The following is a 21,110-nucleotide window of genomic DNA, read 5'->3' as shown; positions in this document are numbered from 1 at the left end:
TGTAAACGGGAGGGTGCTGGCCTCCTCCCACATGAACCCCGTCCCCAGCGCGGTTTTCCCCGCAATGCTGGACTCCCACCCCGTCGCGGGTGAGACGAAGACGGCGGCCACCCCCACAGCCGATGGTGAACAGGCGCAGCTTCCTGCTGCCCTGATGCCATCGGAAAACGTTGTAAATGAGGACATTCCACTCGGCCTTGGCCATATGATGGGCTTCAAGGAGGAGGAAGAAGGTCCCAAGCCGTCCAAGAACCCCGTCCGTCCGAAGTCGAATCTGCCACCCCGACCGACCGAACCTGCCTCCACAGCCCAGCCCCCCCTCTCTGCTGGTACCTTCCAGAAGATGAAGGAGCAGGGCTACTACCGGCAGCAGTACTTCAAGGATGTGGAGTGTTTCGACTGCCGGAATAAGTTCAAGACCGGCCGCTCGGCCCGGTCTACCAATTGCCCTGCCTGCGGCAGCCTCATCTGCCTGGAGGACGTGGACATCAATGTCCCTTCCACCACCGCCATCCGCACCCGCGGAGACGTGCTCATCCGCAAGAATGGGAATGTGAACACCAGCGAGGTGCGCTGCCGCGACCTGAAGGTGCACGGCCAGATCTGTGCGGAAATCGAGTGCTCCGGAGACCTGACCATGCGCACCATGGGCATCGTCATCGGCGAGATCCATTGCCACCAGTTCGTGGTGGAGCGCGGGAGCGAAATCAAATTCCTCAACACCATCTATGCGGAGAATGTGGATATCCAGGCCCGCATTGAGGGGAATATCGAGTGCTCCGGCCGTGTGACCATTGGCGCTCAAGGATGTGTGCAAGGAGACGTGACCGCCCGCTCTGTATCCATCGAACCCGGCGGCCAGCTCAACGGGGCCATGAACATCCTGCGGACCACCACGGCCAAGCCTGCCCAGAAGCCTCTGAAGTCTGACACGGGCGGGACCGGCAGCGGTGGCGGCACCAGCGCCAGCACCGGTGACCTCAGGCTCCCGCCTGCCTTTGCGGCCATCTTCAAGAACAACCCGGGAAACAACGCTGGCAACAGCAGCAGCAACTCAAACAGCCAGCCCGGCAACCCGGAGTGAACTCCGGGCGTGGTGCTGGCAAAGGAGCTTCGGCTTCAGTCGAATCGGAGACACGATGATGGGGCGCAGAGGGCGCAAAGACTACGAATACGTCCCTCGCAGCTCCCAAAGAGTTCCTCAGTTTCATTCTCAGTCTCCGAAGTTCCTCTGCGTCTCCGTGTCTCTGTGTTGAATCCCAAGCATCCTGCCATACCCAGCACCCCTTTCCCAACCTTCCCCACACTGCATCTCATTTGAAAAACTCATGCACCTGCGCACTTGCGGAACGTCGCTGACGTACCAATATTGAGCATGGTTGCCGTAGCCGCCCCCAGTCTGGTTGATGAAATCCTTCGCCTGAAGAAGGAGAGAAACGCTGTCATTCTCGCGCACAACTATCAGTCGCGTGAGATTCAAGAACTCGCCGACTTCGTGGGAGACTCCCTTGGCCTCTCGTACAAGGCGAAGGAAACGGATGCGGACGTCATTGCCTTCTGCGGCGTGCATTTCATGGCCGAGACCGCGAAGATCGTGAACCCGAACAAGATCGTGGTTCTTCCGGATGCAAACGCCGGCTGCTCGCTGGAGCAGAGCTGCCCCGCCCCACAGTTGGAGCAGTTCCTGAAGGTGAACGCGGACAAGAATTATTACGTCATCGCTTATATCAACTGCAGCGGTGGCGTGAAGGCACTGAGCGATTGCATCTGCACCAGCGGCAACGCGGTGAAGATTGTGGAAGCCGCGCCCAAGGATCGCCCCATCCTTTTCGTGCCGGATCAGAACCTTGGCTCGTGGGTCATGGAGCAGACCGGCCGCAAGATGGACTTGTGGAAGGGCGCCTGCTACGTGCACGTGGAGTTCACTCGCGACAGCATCAATGGCATCAAGGAAGAATACCCTGACGCCAAGGTCGTCGCCCACCCCGAGTGCACCTACGCCGTGCGCATGCTGGCCGATGAAGTGTGCAGCACGGAGAAGATGGTGCACTACTGCCGCGACAATCCCGCGAAGAGCTTCATCATCGTGACGGAGAGCGGCATGCTCCACCGCCTGCGCCGTGAAGTGCCGGACAAGACCTTCATCGAAGGCCCCACCGGCCACTGCCGCTGCGCCGACTGCCGCTACATGAAGATGAACACCCTTCAGAAGCTGCACGACTGCCTCAAGGACCTGCGCCCGCAGGTGACTATGCCCGAAGATGTGCGCAAAAAGGCTGAGAAGCCGATTCTGCGGATGCTGGAGCTGAGTAAGTAACTCAGTCGGAGGTTAGGCTTCCAGCCTGACAGTGGTGGTTAGGCCTCCCGGCCTGACCAGTCATGTGCGCGGCGATTGCATATCAACGTCAGGCCAGAAGGCCTAACGCCCACTGTCAGGGCAGAAGCCCTAACCTCCTGTCACTGACGCGCTGCGACACGTGAAGCATCACAATTTCCTCTGTGCCCTCGTGCATCGGCGTACAATGCAGCCTACAGTGCTGCACCATGCCCATCGCCCTCCCGGACCTCACCCAGCGTCTCGCGGCCCGCGAGCACCCGGGGCGTTCACCGGTGATGTACCAGAGCTGGACGCACCTGCTCTTCCTGCATTGGAAGTGGGACCCGGCGGAGATTCAGAAAACGCTGCCTCCCGGACTCACCGTGGATACGCATGATGGCAGCGCCTGGCTCGGCATCGTGCCCTTCTTCATGCGAAATATCCGCCCGCGCTTCCTGCCAACCGCGCCCTGGATCAGCAACTTTCTTGAGCTGAACGTGCGCACCTATGTGCATGACGAAAACGGCAGACCTGGCGTGTGGTTCTACTCGCTGGACTGCAATCAGCCGCTCGCCGTGTGGACAGCACGGACCTTCTTCCATCTGCCATACCAGCACGCGCGCATGACCGCGCCCATCACGCAGCCTTCATCCGTGGCCTACAGCAAACACCGACGCGGCGCACCGCAGGCTTCGGAATTTCACTACCACCTGGAAACCGAAGGCCGCGAACCCACCATCGCCGAGCCCGGCACCTTGGAGTTCTTCCTGCTGGAGCGCTATTATCTCTTCGCCTCCACCCCACGCGGCATCCGCTCCGGCCAGGTGCATCACAAGCCCTACCCCATGGTGCCCGTGCGCGTGGACAAGTGGGACACGCGTGTGCTGGCGCTGAATGGCTTCAAAGAACCAGAGCGCGAGCCGGATCACATCGCCGGCTCACCGGGAGTGGATGTGCTGATATTTCCGCTCACGTGAGAGGAGCTCGCATTCCAAAGTAGCTTCGGCTTCAGCCGAATGGAATCGGCTGCAACGCTACACCCCGTTCCTGAATTCGGCTGAAGCCGAAGCTACCTTAGGGCAGCCCGCACACGGAGTGTGCGGACCACCAAGAGTGCAGACCAACAGCTACTTCGCCGCCTTGATCTCGTCCCACACCTTCGTGTACTTCGCGAGATCCGCGCCAAGCTCCTCAATCACTTCGCTCTTCGCCTTGATTGCATCTGGAATACTCACGGCAGGATTCTTCAGGAAGTCCTCGCTCACCTTCTTCAGGCCCTCCTTGTTCGGGCAAAGATAGCCCATCCACTCCATGTTCTCTGCAGAGACTTCCGCATCGAGCAGGAAGTTGATGAACTTGTGCGCCAGCTGCGGCTGGGGCGCGTTCTTGGGAATCACCATCTGGTCGCAGCCGATGCTCACGCCTTCCTTCGGAATCGCGATGGCCACCTTCTCATTCTCCTGCGCCACCTGGAAGAGGTCGCCGCTATAGCCCTGCACGAGAATGAATTCCCCGCTGTCCAGTCCCGCCTTGTAGCCTTCGTTGTCAAACTTGGCGATGTTCTTCTTCCACTTGATGACCAGGTCACGTGCCTCGGCGAGTTGCTTCTCATCACGCGTGTTCAGGCTGTAACCAAGCTGCTTGAGTGCAGCGCCAATGGTCTCGCGCATGTCATCGAAGAGCGTCGCACGCTTCTTCAGGTCCGTGCGGGCGAAGACCGCCCATGAAGGCTCCACATCCTTCAGCTTGTCTTTGCGATACGCGATGACGGCATAGCCCATGGTGTACGGAACGCTGTGCGCCATCTTGGTGTCATACACCTTCGTGAGCGCCTCCGGGTCCACGTTCTTGAGGTTCGGTACCTGTGACTTGTCGATGCTGGCCAGCATGCCCTCCTGCTCCATCGCCTTCACCATATAGCTGGTCGGGAAGATGAGGTCATACCCCGCGCCGCCCGCCTTGATCTTGGCAAACATGGTCTCATTTGAATCAAAGGTGTCGATGACCACCTTGCAGTCATTCTCCTTCTCGAAGCGCGTCACCAAGTCCGGGCTCACATAGTCTGCCCAGTTGTAGATATGCAGCGTCTCCGCGGCGAAGGTGGAAACGGCGGTGCCACAAAGCGTGACAGCGGCTGCGAGCAGGAATCGAAGGCGGGACATGCGTTTCATTTCAGTGCAGGGAAGTACAGGAGATTGGTGCAAGGTATATCAGTCAAACATTCAATCGCACGAGTCAGCGAGCAGAGCTGGAATTCCTCCGCGCCAGCCAGAAGCTGAAGCCCACCGCGACAAACGTGACCGCCAGCAGCAGCGTGGAGAGGGCATTGATGACGGGCATATTCCGGCTGATTTTCATCATACTGTAAATGCGCAGCGGCAGAGTTGTAGTTCCAGCACCCTGCACAAAAAACGTGATGACGTAATCGTCAATGGAAAGTGTGAATGCCAGCAGCCCTCCCGCGAGGATGCCGGGAAAAAGCAACGGCACCAGCACCCGGCGCGCCACCTGCCAGCGACCTGCGCCGAGGTCCCGTGCCGCATCCAGCAAGGTGTGGTCAAAGTCCTGCAACCGCGCCAGCACCACCATGGTGACATAGCTAGTGCAGAACGTGACATGCGCCACCCAGATGGTGAAGAAGCCCGTCTCCACGCCCAGAGCGACAAAGAAGAGCAGCAGCGAAATGCCCATGAGGATGTCCGGCATCACCAGCGGCACCGTGAGCAGCACCCCATGCGCGCGTTGCAACTTTCCTCGAAACCAATGCAACGCCAGCGCCGCCAGCGTGCCCAGTACCATCGCTCCCACCGCAGCCAGCACCGCAATCTGGAGCGACGTCGTGAGCGCTCCCCAGATTTCGCGAGCATCGCGACCCTCCATCAGCTTCTCATACCAAGACCAGGTGAACCCCTTCCACTCTCCGCCAAAGCGGGAGGCATTGAAGGAATTCACCACCAGCACCACCATGGGCGCGTAGAAGAAGGCCAACACGAACGCCAGCACTGCTCCGGGGATGATGCTGCGTTTCATGGGTGGAAGTTGCTAACAGACTTCATGGCGTGGTATCGAAGCACAATGCAAAATGAGAAGTGAAAAGTGCAAAGTGGCCTGTGCTTCCGTCATTTTTCATTTCCTGCAGCTCCGCTGCTGCTGACAGATAGCACGTACGGGCTACCACCTTCTGGAGCGGTGAGCAGTCTTTTCACCAACGCTTGTGCAAGGAACATGAGCGCCACCATACCGAGCATCGCTCCAGACAGCGCGGCAGCTAGAGGCAAGTTCCTATCCGTACGCACACGCTGGGCAATGCGATTGCCCAGCATCTCTGTATCCGTGCCACCCACGATATCCGGCACCACATACATCCCCAACGTGCAGACGAAGGTCGAGAGAAACGCCGTGGCGATGCCGCGACTCACGCCCGGAACAAACACTGACCAGATGGCTCGCCTGGCACTCGCACCCAAATCTCGCGCTGCCTCCAGCAGGCTGAAATCAAACTTCTCCGCGGCGGCATAGAGCGGAAGGATGGCAAAGGGAAGCTGGGTGTACACCATCACCAGCAGCACCGATCCGCTGTTGTACAGGAGCTGTGCATCTTCACTCAAGAGACCCGCGGAGCGCAGCGTGCTGCTGAGGAAGCCCTCCGGATGCAGCAGCGACTTCCACGCAAAGATGCGGATGAGGAAGTTCGTCCAGAAAGGAATCACCACCAGCAGCAAAAGCACATGCCGCCATGCCCCCTGCAGACGCGCCAGCACCAGTGAGCATGGTACCGCAAGCAGCACACAGATGCAGGACGTCGCCGTGCTGAGCCACAGCGTGCGCCACAGGATGGGCCGGTACTGCTCCTCCACCAACGCACTCCAGTGAGCAAGCGTCCAGCCTTCCCCTACCCCACCCATCGAATCAGCGGGCTTGAAGGAGAGATACAGCACGATGAGCGCCGGGATGAAGAAGCACACCAGCATCCAGCCGAATGAAGGCAGCGTGAGGAGAACCTCTCCCGTCCTGCTGCGTGAGGTGCCGCTCATGACGTGCGCACTTCTCCTTCCAACAGCAACGCATCCGCATGCCGCACCTCCAACCACACCGGTGTGCCCTTCGCCAATCCAGACAACGCGCCCCCCACCTCATCATACGTGACCTCGATGCTGATACGATGACCAGCAGCCACCGCCTGCACCTTCGCAGAGCGGCCGAGATACGTGCTCTCCGTCACGGTCGCAGGAAACTGCGTGCTAGAGGCATTCTCCTTCGGCTTTTCCAAACTCAAGCTCACACGCTCAGGCCGCAAGCTCACGTCCACAGCGGCCCCGGAAGCAAATGTCTTCCCATTCCGCAAACGAAACTCGCCCACCCCGTCCACATGCACAACGTGCGCGCCCTCTTCCACCGAGCGCACCACGCCGGGCAGGAAACTCGCATCCCCCAGAAACGACGCCACGAACCTGCCCTGCGGACGCTCATACAACTCCGCCGGCGTACCCACCTGAGCGAGACGTCCTTGATGCATCACGGCAATTCGATCACTCACGCCCAACGCCTCTTCCTGATCATGCGTGACGTAGATGAACGTAATGCCCACTTCCTCATGCAGGCGCTTCAATTCCTCCAGCATGTGCTGGCGCAACTTCAGGTCCAGCGCTGCGAGTGGCTCATCCAGCAGCAGCACACGCGGTCGATTCACCAGCGCCCGCGCGATGGCCACGCGCTGCTTTTGTCCGCCGCTGAGCTGCAGAGGTCGCTTCCTCGCATGCTCATTCAACCGCGTGAGCGTGAGCATGGCCTCGACCTCCCGCGCAATCTCCGACCGGCTGCGTTTCGCAATGCGCAGTCCGAAGGCCACATTCTCCCACACACTGAGATGTGGAAAGAGCGCGTAGTTTTGAAACACGGTATTCACCGGCCGACGCTCCGGCGGCAACTGCGTGATGTCCTCACCATCGAGCAGGATACGCCCCTGGTCCGGCCTTTCAAATCCCGCCGCGAGCCGCAGCAATGTCGTCTTCCCACAGCCACTCGGCCCCAGCAGTGAAAACGTCTCTCCCTTCGCAATGTCGAGCGTCACACCATCCACCGCACGGGTAGTCCCGAAGTGTTTGTGGACATTGTCGAAGACGAGGAATCCGCTCATTGGGCAGGTGGAACGTGTCGGGCCACCGAGACACGGGAACGCGGGGGATTCAAGTGATCAGTAAGCAGTATTCAGTGTGCAGTAACCAGAAGGCCAGTAAGTAGTGAGTGGTAAGTAGAAAGCTGCGTGTCACAGAGACCTTAGTCTCCAAAGTGCTCTCACGTCTGCGGACTGACTACTGACTACTGACTACTGACTACTGACCAACCTCACTCACTCCTTCCCAGCTTCTCCACAAACCACCCCGCAAACACGTGCGCATCCCACAGCATGGTGAGCCAGCCATGTTTCTGGCCCGGCTTCACTTCCAGCAGCACCTGATGCCCGAGTTCCGCGGCCTTGGCCTGGAAGCGGAGAGATTGGTCGAGCGGCACCAGAGTGTCCGCATCGCCGTGTGCGATGCGAATGGGCGGCAACGCCGCAGTGACGTGGTAGATGGGTGATATGGAACGGCCAATCACCTGCCAGCTGGGCGGATTCATGGCATCAGGACCGAAGGCCTTGCGGAAGCTCTTGGGCGGACCGTTGTCGTGCGCGTTCTCCGTGGAGGGTCCCAGGTTCAGCAAATCCGTGACAGGAAAGAACACCGCCGCCGCCTGCACAGCTGAAGACTCACGATCCACCGGGTCAGTTGCTGCGGCATCGCCAGGTCCTCCGCAGGTCGCGAGCATGAGTGCGAGATGTCCACCCGAGCTGCCCCCTACCACACCGAACCGGTCCGTTTTGATGCCGTACTCCGTGGCGTGATGCCGCACATAGCGCGCGGCGCGCTGCACGTCCGCCACAATCTCCATCACGCTCGCCTTCGGCTGTGAGACATGGGTGACAGCCACGACCGTCAGCCCCTTGCGCAGAAGGGATGCGGCCATCCAAGGCTGGAAACCCTGCGGATTCGACTTCCAGCTTCCACTGACCATGATGAGGACCGCCGCGCCGTTCTGCCCCGCGGGACGATAAACATCCAGCGTGAGGTCCTGCCCGTTCCGCTGGGTGTATATGATGCCGGGCGTTGCCGTGAACGCTGGATGGAAATACCACCACGCCGTACCCGCAATGGCGCCCACGAGGAGCGCCATCAGCAGCACGATGCGCAGGAACCAGCTGAGAATGCGGCGGAAGCGGGAGCGTGGGGTTCTCATGGTGGGAGGATGTGTTGGGTGTCGATGATGACCTGTAGGGGCGCCTCAGATTTTGCATCGCACCAAGCCCAAGGACCGGGAACGCCTCGTTCCCGCACGACTGATGTGGTCATCACGAGCGTGTGTTGCATGAGACGCCGCGTTCCTGCACGGGAGCAAACCGCAGGCACACGGTGGAAATGTGGCGGCGCAGGTTACGGGCGGCCAGGCTATCACGTCAGGGGTTCGGGAACGAGGCGTTCCCGCTCCTTGGGCCTGGCGCGACATCATAAGAGTATAACAAGCCCCCAGAGGCATTTGTTCGCGAATGAAGTCCCTGAAGCAACCGGATGAAACGGCAACTCACCTCGCCGGTCTCACCTGCCACTTCTCATCAAAGAAATCCGCCGCCACGATCTTGCCGGGGCGCTCAGCATCCGGAGGCGTGGTGACATCGATGATGGCCCAGTCAGGCAGCTTCGGGTTCTGCAGGGAGTTCGTGCGGTCATGCGCCTCGCGGAAGGTGAGGCCGGAATTCAGCACCACGCGACGATGCGGGGCGAGTGGGTTGGGGTAGCCCATCACCAGCACATGTGTCTCCGCATCCCCTGCCCTGCCACCGACCACCACGTCATCCGCAGTCCAGCGCACGGGCATCTTGGGCAGGAGCTGGGCGATGAGGGGATTCGACCGCGTATCCCCCCACAGGATGAGATGCGAGGACTGGATGTCCTCAGGAGTGATCTCTGAAGCACGTTTCACAATGGCATCCCCGCGCATCAGGCTGCGCCAGCGGCGGAGGAAGTGTTGTGACTCCTCCTTTACCCAGGCATTCACCTTGGGCGAGTAGCTATCCTTCTCCGGCAGGACTACGATGAAGCGGTCCAGGAAGGCATCCTCAATGGTGGTACCACCTGCTTTTCCAGAGCCGGGGGCCTTGAAGGGACCCGTGGCCATGCTCCACTTCCCCGACTCATTCTGCGCGAAGTAGTAGTTCTTGGGCGCGATCTCCGCCTTCTCATTGTAAATGATATCCTGGCCATTGATGGAGATCGTGTAGGGCCGCGCCACAGCCTCGCGCACGATCGCGGGGTCAAGCCGGAAGGCGCGCACGTTCTTCGTGTTCACGCGCAGCACACCGCCCTGGGCGATGTTTGCATCCACACGAGTGTCCTCCCACTCCTTCTCCACTTCAGTGACCTCCATCCAGAACATCTTTGCATAGCGCCCGGAGCGGAACTGCAATACCACACGACGCGGCAGCGGATCGCGTCCCTTCTCCATCTCCGCCTCCACGAGTGCCTGCACCTCCTGCTGCACGCCGGGCTCATACTTGTGTTCCACGCCGGGGCCAATGAGATGCTTCAGGGTGAACTCCTCCTTCGCCAGCACCTCCGTCATGTATTCTGCCGAGTCACGCTGCGAGTCCTTCTCCCCGCTGTAGGAGACCAGGGGCACATTGAAGAAATTGCGCGCGTAGTCCGGCACGTCATACACACCCCAGAGCGTCTGCTCATAGGAGGAAGGCATCTTCTCCGGAGTGAGCTTCTGGTAGCGCTTCACATCCACAAAGCCCGCACCCGTGTGCACACAGGCCCACTGGTCTGCGTAGTGCGCACCCATGTGCCAAGCGCCCGCCCCACCCATGCTGAAGCCCGCGAGCACCACGCGATTCGGGTCCACACCGAACCTCGCCGTGGCGTCATCCCGCGCCTCCAGCACATCTGTCTCGCCCGCGGACTTGTACCCATTGCAGTACCTGCCGAAAGGATGGATGACGATGGCTCCCTTTGGCTGGAACTGCCCCGGCTTCTTCGCTGTCAGCTTGCCATAGACAAAGCTCAGATCCGTGGCCGTATCACCACGACCGTGCAGCCACACCCACATGGGAATCTTCGCACCACTGCCCCACGAGAGTCCTTCGGGAATCTCCACCCCGTACGGCTGCGGCGAGCCATCGACGCGGGAGTAGAACCCCACCACCTTCGTGCCGGAGCCCAGCAGCCAGGGTGTTTCATTCTTCCGCAGGGACTCGATGCGGCTCTTGGCCTCCGCCAGCAGGGCATTCGCCTTCTTCACACCATCCTCGGGCGTCTTGTCATACCATTCGCTGAACTCGATCGCATAACGCACGGCCTTCAGGAAGATCTCCGCATCCGCAGCGCGAGGATGCCGTTTCACGGCGATGAAGGCGCGGGTCAGCGTGTCCAGTTCCCGCTCCAGCGCCGTGCGTTGTGAGGCGCTGATGGGCGCCGTCGCCTTTGGAGGAAGGCTGCCGCGGAAGGACGCGGTGGCGCCGTTCGGCCCGAGCTGGGCATGGGATGTAGCGGCACTGCCCAGCAGCAGGGCCAGGATCACGGAATGGAATGGCTTCATAAAGAGTTGATGGTCTATGGCCGATAGTTGATAGCCTGAGTCGATGCGATGATGAACGAGTGGTACCTGATCTCGCGCGACGCTGACTACCTTCATTCCTCGGTTTCGCCATCAATCGGTTCAGGCTATCAACTATCGACCATAGACCATCAACCCCTCCCATCAGGCAATCACTTGCCGATGCAATACAACCTGTCCTGCGCGCGAATGTAAAGACATCCATTGGCCACGGCGATGCCCGCACGGCAGATGCGGTCGCCCTTTACCGAGGTGGTCCCCTCCTGGCCAAACGCGGCCTGATGCAAAAGCTGGAAGCTGTCGCCACCCGCCTTCACCACAAAGACATTGCCCATGAAATCAACGGCATAGATTTTTCCATCCGCCCCTGTAGGTGAAGCCTCAATCTTCTGGCGCGTGGGGAATTCACCCTTCCACACCACCTTGCCCGTGCGCGGCTCCACGCAGGAGAGCGTCTTGCGATCGCTGTCCAGCACGTAGAACTTGCCCTGGTAGAAGAGCGGCGTGCTCACATCGCTGCTCACTTCCTTGCCATCGGAGACCCACGCAGGCTCCACGGTGCCCTTCGAGTCGAGCTTCACGGCGTACACCGGCTCCTTCTTCGGAGCGCACACCAGGGCCACGCCATCCGCCGCCACGGGCGAAGGCACCAGGCGCCAGTGGCCAATCTTCGCCGTGTTGTAGGTGGTCATGCGCCACAGTTCCTTGCCGGTCGCGGCGTCATGACCGGTCATGGTATCGCCACCGCTGATGAGCATCTGCCGCTGGTCATTGTAGGTGTGAAACACCGGTGTGCTGAAGCCTTCCAAAGACTCCGCCACCGCATCGCTGGGGCGCACCTGCCGCCACAGTTCCTTCCCCGTGGCGGGATCGAGCGCGAGGATGTAGCTCTCGTTCTTCCCCTTCGGGTCGCCCTTCTGCAAGTTCTGGAACATGAAGGCCTCATTGCGCTGCAGCACCTGGATGTAGAGCTTCCCACCGTCCAGCGCGGGGCTGCTGGAGTAGGTCCACTGCGTGCCGAAGTTTCCGTAGTCCTTCCCGAGGTCACGCTTCCACACTTCCTTCCCAGCGAAATCATACGCGACCAGCACGCTGGTGCCGTAGAAGAAGAAGGCCCGCTCACCATCCGTGCAGGGCGAGGGAGAGGCCAGGTTGCTGCGGTCGTCATGCTGGTAGCCGTCCGTCACCTCGTGCTGCCAGACGACCTTGCCTGTCTTTGCATCCAGGCACATGGCCATGAGCTTCTGCTTTGCCGGGTCTGACGAGCTCACGAAGACCTTGTCCCCCCACACCGCCGGCACGCTGGCGGCAGGTCCAGGCATCGGTGCAGCCCACTTCACATTCTCACTCTGGGAGAACTTTTCCGGCAGACCCGTCTCCGGGGTGGAGCCATCGTGATTGGGCCCGCGGAATTGAGGCCAGTTGGCGGCAGTGGCAGGCAGGGAACAAAGCGCGAGCAGCGCGGCAGAAAAGAGGGCGCAGGGTTTCATCAGCTGGTGGGGACGTCGTGGTGGTGGGGTGAAGCTGGTGGGCTGAGGTAAAGAGTATCTCTACAGGACGGATTTCCACCATAGGGGAAATCCCGCCACGAGGGCAAGAAACAAGACGAAATCCGGCGCGGGTCTCTATCTCCGCGGGCCATCACTCAGGAGCTTTTCCCATTCATCCAGCCGCCCAGCAACATGCCCGCCCACGTGGCCAGCAGGCATCCGAGGACCGAGATGAACACATTCGCCACTGCGGCGGTGAGTTGCCCATTCTTCAACAGCGTGAGTGTCTGGATGCTGAAGGACGAGAATGTGGTGAATCCACCCAGCACCCCCACAATCACCGCCTGTCGGACAAGTGGCGACGCAGCCCAAATGCCCTCCGAAGCCGTCAGCACGGCGAAGAGTCCAATCACAAAACATCCGGTGATATTCACCGCGACCGTGCCCACCGGAAAATCCTCACCCCACCGCGCCTGCATCGCCGTGGACATCCATAGACGCGCCGACACACCGAAGCAGCCGCCGAGCATCACCATGAGGTAGGTCTTGAGCATTGCTGGAAGAGGGAGGTGGGATGACTGGGAAAGTGGAAGAGCGGGAGAGCGGGAAGGGTGCCAGATAAACCCGGCTGGGCAACTGGTGCACGTCTCTTGCCTCAAAAGCGTCCCGGTCCCCAAGGATGGTCCACGAGCCAGGTGAGAGCCTCACGCAGCTTATCATCCTTGAGGGTAGCCACCCAGGCTTTCATCTCGGCGGGTTTGGTAGCTGCCCAGACGCGAGCGGAACAAAAGGTGCGATCAATGACGCTCGTATTGTCCCGGTACTCATTGTTCTTGCCGGCGAAGAAGTCGATGACCTCATCCTTGGGATGCCCATACCAACCGTATTTCTCCAGTTGGGCAAAGCCAAAACGTGCCGTGGCGCCTGCATCATGACCACCCCACGGCAGCTCAGTGACTGGCTTGAAGTCCTCCAGCTTCCAGTCAAGATGCTGGGCATGGAGCGTAGCCGGTGTGAGGCCATGGCAGATGACCATTAATGTCAGGGTCGGGAGAATGCGGGCGAGTCTTCGCATGAGTGACAGGGATGAGGTGGCGATGCCGGAGCAGACTGCAATGACTCTATAGTCCAACCCAATGGAATGCGCTTTTCAAAGGGACCAAATAAAACGGGCTTTGACGCGACTGCATTGGAAGAATTCAAAATGCGCCTCCCTCAGCCACGTCCGAACTACTGCTCCACATTCTCCCCGGTCCCCCACGGATTCTCCAGCAGCCAGGTGAGGGCGTCACGCATCGCGGAATCCTGGATAGTCGCTATCCACGTTTTCATCTCATCCGGTCGCACCACGGCCCAGACACGGAGATAGCAGAAGGTGCGGTCAATCATGTCCCCAGTATCTGAGAACTCATTGTTCTCACCCTTGAGGAACTTTATCAAATCGCTGCGCGGGTAATGGTTCAGCTTCATCAGTCCTTCCAGACCATAACGGGCCGCTTCGCCCACATCGACCCTGCCCCAGGCCTCCATGGCCTCGGTAGCCCAGTCGTAGAGATAGCCGTCGTCAAAGCGCTTGCGGAGGAGTTCCACGTCAAATTCGCGAATGAAGCCGAGATTACCGTGCCTGAGATTCGGTGGCAAAAAATTGTTGGTGGCGTCGGATTGGACCGTGGACGAAAGATGGGGCGACTCGTGTTTCTGAAAGCCCAGGGCCGTACGCATGGCGGCCCTTGTATCCCAGATGGACCACTGACCGAGCAAATCGGAGAGCACCGCGTCATGCTCATCCGCATCTCTTGCTGCCTGAAACCACTCTGCACGCGTACGCTCATCCACCTGGCTGAGAAGCATGCCTCTGGCTGCGAGGACCACTGGGTCGGAAACGCTCCCTGCCCGCCTGGCCCACGTGAGCATGCCCTCAGGATCCAGCCCGCGCCAGAGCCACAACCACTCGGTGGAAGGGAACGGCAGCGCCCCTTGAGGACCCACCTCCCTCCCGGCTTCGATCTCGGAAATCTGGTAGGCCTTCCATTCTTCGTTTTGCACCGTGATCTTGTCCAGAATCTGCACGGCCTCCTGCGGTGCCTTCTCCAGCCAACGACGCAGGGCAATCTCCGATTCAGCTCGCGCGCCGTTGTCTCGCGCAGTCAGAGGGTAGGGCCGCAGCTCATCCAGAGTCAGATCGAAAGTGCGGAATCTTCCCCAAAGCGACCAGCGATAGTCCGAATACAGGCCTTTGTTTGGCCACGTCTTGAACTTCGTAAACCAGATATCCACACACTCCCTCATGAGGCGCACACGTTCTTCCTCCGGCAACGGAGAATCCTGCAACCCTGTGATAAACCCCAGGATGGACGCCTTCTGCTGGAGCCAGTATCTGGACGCACGGAACGCATCCCGATTCTGCACCGTGATCTTTGGGCGGTCCATGTAGCTGTCGTAGCAGAGAATTCCCTCCTCAATGCCGACAAGGTCAAAGAGGGTTTTTGCCTTTTTCCAGCAGGCATGTGGATCACGACGTGCCCAGATGTGCAGAAGGAACTCCACCAGCTCATCCGGCGTCTGTTTCCCTTCAAGAAGGATGCACCGGTTGTAGGCCTCACCCAATTGCTCGACCGGAATCATCGCGAGATACTCAGCCAGCACCGCATAACGGATGGTCTCGTTGGGCTCGCGGAAAATTTCATCAAGCATCACATCAAGTGGCCTGAGTTCCGCGCCAAGCCACGGCAACTTGGTGAGAGGCCGGACATCATCCGAGGTCCAGGAGTTCCGCTGGGCTTCCACGCGGGCAGACGCAGCCAGGAACACGAAGGCCGCGAACAGCAGACACCGGATGGCACAGGAACACCTGCGTGCAAAAGTGTGGGAGTGCATAAATGTGCGAGCCGTGGCAGGCCCCTCTGAATCCATGGAATGGTGGCCATGGACAAAGCAGGAATCAAAACAAATCGCAGCAGCGCCAAGGTCGCCTGAGGACTTGGAATCCAGGCCTGTGTAAAAGCCATGTAAAAAGACGGCCGAAGGGCATCGCCCAGGGGCAATTCATCTTGCCGCACCATCGCCAAACCCGTAGCCTCCTGAAGACAATGGAAAGCACAGACGACGCGATGGCGAGTTTTTCCCATCCCTGGATGAAGGTGTCATGAGACTACAGCGTTCTTTCACTTCCACCATCCTTGCATCGCTGGCATGGATACTGGCAACCTCGTTCGGAACCTCCCCACTCCAGGCACAATCACCCGCGCCCGTGGAGGACTACGTGATGCCAGAGGAGCTGGCAAATCTGCAGAGCCAGTACAGCTCCATCCCGGACTGCATGTATGAGTTCATCGTACACCAGTACCCGGCGATCGAGTCCTGGAAGCATCGCCACTTCCGTTTCATGACAGCGCGCGGCATGTGGCGTTATGAACGGCTGGATGAGAACGGCCTGGTGGCAGAGAAGGTCTGCTTCGATGGGAAGCTGTTCTACAACTACCACAAGCTCTCCCCGACGCTGGAGATCCTTCCTGATCCTCCTCCACCGCCTAGCAGCGAGAACGACTTCCACGGACAACGCTATCGCCGCCTGGCGTACACCCACTTCAGCCTCAATCCGCTTTTCGCCAGCTTGAACATGCCCTTCATGGCGAGACCGGCCGTGTTCAAGATTCCGGACATCCACTCTCCCCAGATATGGAAAAATGTCATGCGACGCAGTGCGACGCGTCATCGTCTGCCGCCAGGAACGCCGGCCAACCAGGTGCACTTTCTCCTGGATGATGAAGCACTGAACGGCATTCTGAAACTGGAGAAGCTCGACACACCCGGCCCGCCATCCTGGAGAGTGGTGGAGCACAACTATCTGGCGCGCTCAACCAGCGGGCATGTGACGACCAGGTACGAAGGCTGGATGCGTTTTCCATTGGGCGAAGCTCAGGATACGAGTGCAGTGCTGCACATGCCATTGACGACCACCATCACCACCAAGGTCTTACCACAAAGCTTCGTGGTCACCATTGAACTGCTGCCCAATACGGTGATGAAGGCGCCGGGCCAGCTTTCGATAGATGACTTCAGAATTCCCAAGAGCATCGTGGGCCCACCACCGGGATATGTCTATGACGCCACGGCTGTGCCAGTCAATGAAACACCCTCCGAAGCGGCGAAGGCAACCAGACCGGTGAAGCCGCCATCAACGTCAGGACAAAAGCCAGACAAGCTGGGAGGCACTGAACTGAAACCGGCGCCCAGGCTGAAGCCATCTCCCGGGTTGAAGCCTGCACCGAAGCTCTGAGAACCGTGACTCTGCGAAGATGGATCTGTGCACTGTTCCCGATGCTGCTCACGGTCAGCTCGGGAATACCCGAGACACGCGCGCAATCACCCGCTCCTATCGAGGAATACGTGATGCCTGAAGAACTGGTCGCGCTGCAGCACCAGTACAGCACCCTGCCGGACTGCATGTATGAATATGTCGTGAACCTGTATCCACCATTGGACAGTGTGGTTCACAAGTTCCACTACCGCTTCATGACCGTCCGCGGGATGTGGCGCTATGAGAGGGTGGATGAGAATGGCCTGATGTTCTACAAGGTCTGCTTCGACGGAAAGGTCTACCATCAATTCTTCAAGGAGAGTGACATCGGCAGAATCCGGCAGGAACGACCTAACCCGCGCTATCATCATGCCTACTTTACGGGCGGCAACAAAATCTTGATCACGCCTGATCCACTGCCAGCAGATGCGAAGAACCTCGCATCTACCGAGTTCGCATGGAACCCGCTCTTCGCCCCCGTGGAAATGCCCTTCCTTGCGAAGCAGAAGGTATTCAAGACTCCTGACCTCCACTCCGCCTCACTGTGGCAGGATGTCATGAGGCGTAGTGCCACGCGACATCGCACCGGCAAGGATACCCCGGCCAATCAAGTCCACTTCCTCCTGGATGATGAAGCACTCAACGGCATCCTGAAACTGGAGAAGCTCAACAGACCCGGTCTCCCTCCATGGCGGGTGGTGGAGCACGACTACATGACACGCGCGGGCAGTATGCATGTGGTGACCAAGTATGAGGATTGGAGGAAGTTTTCGGTCGAGTTTCCAGACGGTTCCCCTTCCGTGCTGCACATGCCGGCGCTCACCACCATCACCTCCAAGGGCGTGCCTCAGAGTTCCGTGACCACGATTGAACTCCTCCCAGACACGGTCGCAAAGCCACCCATCGGACTCACGATTGAGGACTTCAGGATTCCGGACACCATCTCGAATCCACCAGCGCAGCCAGCTGACAAGTCCATTGCCGCAAAGTCAAAGCCATCCCCTCCCACCAAGTCAGCTCCACCACCGAAGCCCGCTCAGAAGCCAAAGCTGGGTGGCACTGAGTTAAAGCCGCCACCCAAGCTGAAGCCTGCGCCGAAGTTGTGAGATGGCACGAGTTCCACAAGGCACTCTACTTTCCCCGGCGACGACGGAAAGGCTTCTTCCCCTCCTGCGAAGGCTCGCACTCCTCATCATGCTCCTGCTCCTCCAGCAGCTTGGCCACCATCCTCTCGTGGTGCATGAGGAAGTCGCGCGTGGTGCGGAAGATTTCCGTGTCCTCATACTTCACCGCGCGGATGCCGTGCTCGCCGCACTCGTAGATGAGGCTGTGTGGATACGCGAGCAGGATGGGTGAGTGCGTGGCGATGATGAACTGGCTGTGATCCATCACGAGGTCATGGATGCGCACCAGAGCGGACATCTGCCGCTTCGGCGAGAGGGCGGCCTCGGGCTCGTCGAAGAGGTAGAGTCCATTGCCCCCCATGCGCCTCGTCAGCAGGGTGAGAAAGGCCTCCCCATGGGAGCGCTCGTGCGGGGTGTTGCCACCCCAGGACGTGTAGGGCACGTGGAAGGGGTCAGCGGTCTCATACTCCTCCACCTTGGACATCAGCGGGTAAAAGCTCTCCGCACGCAGGAAGAAGTGGTCCTGCTCACGCCCGGGACGCCGGGAGCAGCGCAGGTGCTCATACAGGCCGGAGTGCGTGTCGCGGGAGGAGAACTGGTAGTTCCGGCTGCCGCCCTCCGCGCTGAAACCGAGCCGCACGGCCATGGCCTCCAGCAGGGTGGACTTGCCACTGCCATTCTCCCCGATGAGGAAGGTCACGGCCGGGTGCAGCTCCAGCCTGCCCATACCTTTCACACAGGGGATTGCGTAGGGATACCGCTTCCACGCCTCCTCGGGGATTTCCTCCTCCTTCAGTTCGAAAGCCTCCACAAAGCCGGCACCCTTCACCTCGCGAGGTGTTTTCAGGAGCCATGGCTGACGGTCCGGCATGGCTCGCAGCATAGCCGCACGTGCGGCAAATGGCCAGAGCCACAAAGTCCAAATGACCGGGAAACGGCGGCCAGTTTTTCCCACCCCCGCCCTTGACCGTCTCCCCCACCCTGCTCCACACTCGCCCTCTTCACAAAAGGTCAACTCTCACACTACAGCACAGCATTCTCATGAGCAGAAAGATTCGTTACGGCATGGTCGGCGGCGGCAGGGGCGCCTTCATCGGCGGCGTGCATCGCATTGCCGCAAACATGGACGGCCAGATTGAGCTGGTCTGCGGCGCCTTTTCCTCAGACCCGCAGAAGTCCAAGGACTCGGGCGCGGACCTCTACCTCCCCGCCGAGCGCTGCTACGGAAGCTTTGAGGAGATGATCCAGAAGGAAGCCGCGCTGCCTGCGGACAAGCGCATGGACTTCGTCTCCATCGTCACGCCGAATCACATGCACTTCCCCCCGGCCAAGGCCGCGCTGGAAGCAGGCTTCCACGTCCTCTCCGATAAGCCAGCCACCTTCGACCTCACGGAGTCCAAGGCGCTCGTGGACATCGTGAAGAAGACCGGCAAGCTCTACGGCCTCACGCACAACTACACCGGCTATCCCCTGGTGAAGGAAGCGCGCGACATGATCAAGGCGGGCAAGCTGGGCAAGATTCGCAAGGTGGTGGTGGAGTACCCGCAGGGATGGCTCGCTACGAAGCTGGAAGATTCCGGCCAGAAGCAGGCCGGCTGGCGCACCGACCCGAAGCGCAGCGGTGCGGCAGGCTGCATCGGTGACATCGGCACCCACGCCGAGAATCTCGCGGAGTACATTACCGGCCTGCACATCAAGGAACTCGCCGCGGACATCACTGCCTTCGTGGAAGGCCGCGCGCTGGATGATGATGGCAACGTGCTCCTGCGCTTCGACAATGGCGCCAAGGGTGTGCTGCATGCCTCACAGATCAGCGTGGGTGAAGAGAACAATCTCAACATCCGCGTGTACGGCGAGAAGGGTGGCATCGAGTGGCACCAGAATGAGCCGAACACCATGCTGGTGAAGTGGCTCGACCAGCCCATGCAGGTGTACCGCACCGCGAACGGCTACCTGGGCAAGAACGCCGCCGCCGCCACCCGCACTCCCCCAGCCCACCCGGAAGGTTACCTCGAAGCGTTTGCGAACATCTACAAGAACTTCGCCAGCCACATCCGCGCCGTTATCGCCGGCACCGCACCGGATGAAGTGGCGCTCGACTACCCGAAGATCGGAGACGGCGTGCGCGGCATGGCCTTCATCGAAGCCGTGGTGAAGAGCTCGCAGGCCAATGCGGCCTGGACGAAGCTGGAGGTGTAAGCAACCTCTCGCGCAAGTTTGAAATCCAAGGTGGGCATCATGCCTGCCTTGGATTTTTTTACGTACAGGCGAACTCGGGCATACGTCTTCCGGCGTACACGTCGGGGCTTGATTCTTTTAGTTCATGGCAAAACGTACAGCCCTCGTCTGTCCCATTCTCTTCACTGCCATGAAGACCAGAACACCCATCCTGCATGCCCTTCTTCTGCTCGTGCTTGCATTCACCGCACTGTCCAGCCCATCACTCTCAGAAGCGACCACGCTGGGAATGATGACGGTGAAGATGCCCCTTTATCTCCACGGCTCGGATGGTGACCCTATCATCGAGATTTCGGACGTTCCCTTTGTATCGGCCTATGCCGCCCCCGAGGCGACCTATGCCGCCATCACGAAGCCCTTCACTCCGCCCACGGATGGCTCCTGGAAGGACAAGGAGGATGTGAATATCGCCTCTGTCTATGGCATCAAGGTGGAAGCCACGGATGCTGGAGAGGGAGATGTCTCCCACCTCGTCATCACGGTGAATGCCTCCGCTGCGAAGGCACCGGAAGGTTATCCCTTCACGGTGCAACAGGTCACGGACGCCGTGGTCACGTGCGTGCGTCTGATGACGCCCATCCGTCCGGCGGATGAGCAGAAGGTCACGGTGAAGGTGTTGGAACCAGGGAAGAAGAAGTGAAGCCAAGAAGTGCGTGACTCATTTCACTTACCGAGAGCGGCTTCGCCAAAAAATCCACCCAGCACACACCAAGTCGCTTTGCGTCGTGGAGTGCGGTGGCAAGCTTCAAGCGCGACACCGCTTTGAACGAAGCGATTTCTCAATTCCCCAAAGAGTGGGTTGATTGAAACACTTGTTCCCCTGTCTTCCATCGGTATAGCATCGTGGATCTGCGACGAATCGCCAGCCACTCCGCTCAAGGCGGTGTCGCGCTTGAAGCTTGCCACCGCGTCTCAAAAGTCAAAGGTAAAAAGATCTCTCCTTGCCCGAACCCGAAGGGAACAAAGGGCTTGGTGTCCCCTCTTTCCCATTG

18 protein-coding genes are annotated in these 21,110 nt (G+C 59.7%); 7 read left to right on the top strand and 11 right to left on the bottom strand.

Annotated features, from left to right (window positions below; genetic code table 11):
- Positions 1-31 precede the first annotated feature (31 nt).
- The 3 genes from DES53_RS20515 (at position 32) to DES53_RS20505 (ending at position 3,294) form a co-directional block, all read left to right on the top strand.
- The gene (locus DES53_RS20515; protein WP_147263509.1) at positions 32-1,084 is read left to right on the top strand and encodes a bactofilin family protein; all 1,053 of its coding nucleotides are present in this window, start codon (positions 32-34) and stop codon (positions 1,082-1,084) included.
- A 291-nt stretch (positions 1,085-1,375) separates the two neighbouring features.
- Positions 1,376-2,317 (top strand): quinolinate synthase NadA, encoded by a 942-nt coding sequence (gene nadA, locus DES53_RS20510; RefSeq protein ID WP_113960188.1) that lies wholly within the window; start codon positions 1,376-1,378, stop codon positions 2,315-2,317.
- Between the two features lie 227 nt (positions 2,318-2,544).
- A complete protein-coding gene (locus DES53_RS20505; RefSeq protein WP_113960187.1) occupies positions 2,545-3,294 on the top strand; it encodes a YqjF family protein in 750 nt (249 codons plus the stop codon).
- A 150-nt stretch (positions 3,295-3,444) separates the two neighbouring features.
- Here the strand turns inward: DES53_RS20505 and DES53_RS20500 are convergent, their stop codons facing one another.
- From DES53_RS20500 to DES53_RS20455, 10 genes are all read right to left on the bottom strand, one after another.
- Entirely contained in the window at positions 3,445-4,479 is a 1,035-nt protein-coding gene (locus DES53_RS20500; RefSeq protein ID WP_170157256.1) for an ABC transporter substrate-binding protein, read from the bottom strand.
- A 73-nt stretch (positions 4,480-4,552) separates the two neighbouring features.
- Positions 4,553-5,347, bottom strand: coding sequence for an ABC transporter permease (locus DES53_RS20495; protein ID WP_113960185.1), 795 nt, complete (start codon positions 5,345-5,347; stop codon positions 4,553-4,555).
- Between the two features lie 89 nt (positions 5,348-5,436).
- The gene (locus DES53_RS20490; RefSeq protein ID WP_113960184.1) at positions 5,437-6,351 is read right to left on the bottom strand and encodes an ABC transporter permease; all 915 of its coding nucleotides are present in this window, start codon (positions 6,349-6,351) and stop codon (positions 5,437-5,439) included.
- Positions 6,348-7,454: an ABC transporter ATP-binding protein gene (locus DES53_RS20485; RefSeq protein WP_113960183.1), complete on the bottom strand. Its 1,107-nt coding sequence runs from the start codon at positions 7,452-7,454 to the stop codon at positions 6,348-6,350. Before DES53_RS20485 ends, DES53_RS20490 begins: the two co-directional genes overlap by 4 nt.
- Positions 7,455-7,663: 209 nt before the next feature.
- Positions 7,664-8,593, bottom strand: a complete 930-nt coding sequence (locus DES53_RS20480) for an alpha/beta hydrolase (protein ID WP_113960182.1) — start codon at positions 8,591-8,593, stop codon at positions 7,664-7,666.
- Positions 8,594-8,935: 342 nt separating this feature from the next.
- Complete coding sequence (locus tag DES53_RS20475) at positions 8,936-10,948, bottom strand: prolyl oligopeptidase family serine peptidase (RefSeq protein ID WP_211325628.1); 2,013 nt, start codon at positions 10,946-10,948, stop codon at positions 8,936-8,938.
- Between the two features lie 170 nt (positions 10,949-11,118).
- Entirely contained in the window at positions 11,119-12,456 is a 1,338-nt protein-coding gene (locus DES53_RS20470) for an outer membrane protein assembly factor BamB family protein (protein ID WP_113960180.1), read from the bottom strand.
- 155 nt (positions 12,457-12,611) lie between these two features.
- On the bottom strand, positions 12,612-13,010 hold the full coding sequence (crcB, locus tag DES53_RS20465) for a fluoride efflux transporter CrcB (protein ID WP_113960179.1): 399 nt from the start codon (positions 13,008-13,010) through the stop codon (positions 12,612-12,614).
- Positions 13,011-13,111: 101 nt separating this feature from the next.
- Positions 13,112-13,531, bottom strand: a complete 420-nt coding sequence (locus tag DES53_RS20460) for a hypothetical protein (protein ID WP_147263508.1) — start codon at positions 13,529-13,531, stop codon at positions 13,112-13,114.
- A 155-nt stretch (positions 13,532-13,686) separates the two neighbouring features.
- Positions 13,687-15,267 carry a hypothetical protein gene (locus tag DES53_RS20455; protein ID WP_211325627.1) on the bottom strand — a complete coding sequence of 527 codons (1,581 nt, stop codon included), beginning with the start codon at positions 15,265-15,267 and terminating at the stop codon, positions 13,687-13,689.
- Between the two features lie 334 nt (positions 15,268-15,601).
- Between DES53_RS20455 and DES53_RS20450 the strand changes: the two genes are divergently transcribed.
- Both DES53_RS20450 and DES53_RS20445 read left to right on the top strand, forming a co-directional pair.
- Positions 15,602-16,735 (top strand): hypothetical protein, encoded by a 1,134-nt coding sequence (locus DES53_RS20450; protein ID WP_113960176.1) that lies wholly within the window; start codon positions 15,602-15,604, stop codon positions 16,733-16,735.
- Between the two features lie 41 nt (positions 16,736-16,776).
- Entirely contained in the window at positions 16,777-17,862 is a 1,086-nt protein-coding gene (locus DES53_RS20445; RefSeq protein WP_113960175.1) for a hypothetical protein, read from the top strand.
- A 25-nt stretch (positions 17,863-17,887) separates the two neighbouring features.
- Here the strand turns inward: DES53_RS20445 and DES53_RS20440 are convergent, their stop codons facing one another.
- Entirely contained in the window at positions 17,888-18,751 is an 864-nt protein-coding gene (locus DES53_RS20440) for an AAA family ATPase (RefSeq protein ID WP_113960457.1), read from the bottom strand.
- 170 nt (positions 18,752-18,921) lie between these two features.
- On the opposite strand from DES53_RS20440, the gene DES53_RS20435 reads away from it, so the two are divergent.
- Both DES53_RS20435 and DES53_RS20430 read left to right on the top strand, forming a co-directional pair.
- Entirely contained in the window at positions 18,922-20,079 is a 1,158-nt protein-coding gene (locus tag DES53_RS20435) for a Gfo/Idh/MocA family protein (protein ID WP_113960174.1), read from the top strand.
- Positions 20,080-20,248: 169 nt separating this feature from the next.
- Positions 20,249-20,758, top strand: coding sequence for a hypothetical protein (locus DES53_RS20430; protein ID WP_170157254.1), 510 nt, complete (start codon positions 20,249-20,251; stop codon positions 20,756-20,758).
- Positions 20,759-21,110 lie beyond the last annotated feature (352 nt).

The organism is Roseimicrobium gellanilyticum, assembly GCF_003315205.1.
Lineage (GTDB): Bacteria > Verrucomicrobiota > Verrucomicrobiia > Verrucomicrobiales > Verrucomicrobiaceae > Roseimicrobium > Roseimicrobium gellanilyticum.
The sequence above is the reverse complement of the archived record's forward strand: the minus strand, read 5'-3'. Positions and strand labels throughout refer to the sequence as shown.

What these genes read in the sequence shown, in the direction of transcription:
- DES53_RS20515 (WP_147263509.1), top strand. Translation starts at nt 32, where the DNA reads ATGAACCCCGTCCCCAGCGCGGTTTTCCCCGCAATGCTGGACTCCCAC.
- nadA (WP_113960188.1), top strand. Translation starts at nt 1,376, where the DNA reads ATGGTTGCCGTAGCCGCCCCCAGTCTGGTTGATGAAATCCTTCGCCTG.
- DES53_RS20505 (WP_113960187.1), top strand. Translation starts at nt 2,545, where the DNA reads ATGCCCATCGCCCTCCCGGACCTCACCCAGCGTCTCGCGGCCCGCGAG.
- DES53_RS20500 (WP_170157256.1), bottom strand. Translation starts at nt 4,479, where the DNA reads ATGTCCCGCCTTCGATTCCTGCTCGCAGCCGCTGTCACGCTTTGTGGC.
- DES53_RS20495 (WP_113960185.1), bottom strand. Translation starts at nt 5,347, where the DNA reads ATGAAACGCAGCATCATCCCCGGAGCAGTGCTGGCGTTCGTGTTGGCC.
- DES53_RS20490 (WP_113960184.1), bottom strand. Translation starts at nt 6,351, where the DNA reads ATGAGCGGCACCTCACGCAGCAGGACGGGAGAGGTTCTCCTCACGCTG.
- DES53_RS20485 (WP_113960183.1), bottom strand. Translation starts at nt 7,454, where the DNA reads ATGAGCGGATTCCTCGTCTTCGACAATGTCCACAAACACTTCGGGACT.
- DES53_RS20480 (WP_113960182.1), bottom strand. Translation starts at nt 8,593, where the DNA reads ATGAGAACCCCACGCTCCCGCTTCCGCCGCATTCTCAGCTGGTTCCTG.
- DES53_RS20475 (WP_211325628.1), bottom strand. Translation starts at nt 10,948, where the DNA reads ATGAAGCCATTCCATTCCGTGATCCTGGCCCTGCTGCTGGGCAGTGCC.
- DES53_RS20470 (WP_113960180.1), bottom strand. Translation starts at nt 12,456, where the DNA reads ATGAAACCCTGCGCCCTCTTTTCTGCCGCGCTGCTCGCGCTTTGTTCC.
- crcB (WP_113960179.1), bottom strand. Translation starts at nt 13,010, where the DNA reads ATGCTCAAGACCTACCTCATGGTGATGCTCGGCGGCTGCTTCGGTGTG.
- DES53_RS20460 (WP_147263508.1), bottom strand. Translation starts at nt 13,531, where the DNA reads ATGCGAAGACTCGCCCGCATTCTCCCGACCCTGACATTAATGGTCATC.
- DES53_RS20450 (WP_113960176.1), top strand. Translation starts at nt 15,602, where the DNA reads ATGAGACTACAGCGTTCTTTCACTTCCACCATCCTTGCATCGCTGGCA.
- DES53_RS20445 (WP_113960175.1), top strand. Translation starts at nt 16,777, where the DNA reads ATGCTGCTCACGGTCAGCTCGGGAATACCCGAGACACGCGCGCAATCA.
- DES53_RS20440 (WP_113960457.1), bottom strand. Translation starts at nt 18,751, where the DNA reads ATGCCGGACCGTCAGCCATGGCTCCTGAAAACACCTCGCGAGGTGAAG.
- DES53_RS20435 (WP_113960174.1), top strand. Translation starts at nt 18,922, where the DNA reads ATGAGCAGAAAGATTCGTTACGGCATGGTCGGCGGCGGCAGGGGCGCC.
- DES53_RS20430 (WP_170157254.1), top strand. Translation starts at nt 20,249, where the DNA reads ATGAAGACCAGAACACCCATCCTGCATGCCCTTCTTCTGCTCGTGCTT.